Source organism: Streptomyces sp. A0642, assembly GCF_004795105.1.
Taxonomy (GTDB): domain Bacteria; phylum Actinomycetota; class Actinomycetes; order Streptomycetales; family Streptomycetaceae; genus Streptomyces.
Window position 1 is genome coordinate 1 of sequence record NZ_SSBL01000077.1, and the last position, 913, is coordinate 913.

General features: G+C 63.6%; 2 rRNA genes and 1 pseudogene. 1 reads left to right on the top strand and 2 read right to left on the bottom strand.

What is annotated here, in order from left to right:
* Positions 1-550: pseudogene (locus E6R60_RS37900) on the top strand (hypothetical protein); the annotation flags it as partial.
* Between the two features lie 29 nt (positions 551-579).
* Here E6R60_RS37900 and rrf read toward each other — a convergent pair.
* Both rrf and E6R60_RS36450 read right to left on the bottom strand, forming a co-directional pair.
* A 5S ribosomal RNA gene (rrf, locus tag E6R60_RS36445) occupies positions 580-696 on the bottom strand.
* A gap of 112 nt (positions 697-808) precedes the next feature.
* A 23S ribosomal RNA gene (locus tag E6R60_RS36450) occupies positions 809-913 on the bottom strand; the annotation flags it as partial.

Below are 913 nucleotides of genomic sequence, written 5' to 3' on the forward strand. Positions count from 1 at the left end.
CATCCCGACGCGGAGCCCGGTCATCACGACGGAACCCACCACCCGAAGACGAACCGCCACGGCTGTCATCGCGACGGAAACCGCCGCCGGTCGAGCCGCCACGGCTGTCGTCACGACGGAAGCCGCCACCGGACGACGAGCCGCCACGGTTGTCATCGCGACGCGGTGCACGATCACGGTCGCGGTCGTCACGGCGGAAGCCTCCGCCGCCGCTCGTAGGCCGGCTGTCATCACGACGGAAACCGCCACCACTGGTAGGCCGGCTGTCATCACGACGGAAACCGCCACCACCGGTGGGCCGGCTGTCATCACGACGGTTTCCGCCACGGTCGTTGTCCCGGCGCGGGCCGCCCGACCGGTCGTCACGACCGCCGCTGAAGCCGCCCCGGTCACCGCCGTCCCGGCGACGCGGCTCGCGCTCCGAACGATCGTCGGGAGAGTTGGTGGACATGGGTGCTGCTCCTGTCATCGGGTACTACAGACATTCTCGCGCAGCCGGACACCCGACGCGCTTCGGAAAAACAAAAAGGACCCTTGGTCCCAGCGTTGAACGCTGGGACCAAGGGTCCTTCAAAGATTGTTCGGCGGCGTCCTACTCTCCCACAGGGTCCCCCCTGCAGTACCATCGGCGCTGAAAGGCTTAGCTTCCGGGTTCGGAATGTAACCGGGCGTTTCCCTAACGCAATGACCACCGAAACCCTATCGGGTTCTAGCGAACAAGCACACTTTTCAATTAAGTTAGTGACGCTGTTCAACCGGTGCGATAACTGTTCGCAACCCGGGAACAACACAGTGGACGCGAGCAACTGAGGACAAGCCCTCGGCCTATTAGTACCAGTCAGCTCCACCCGTTACCGGGCTTCCACATCTGGCCTATCAACCCAGTCGTCTACTGGGAGCCTTAACCCCTCAA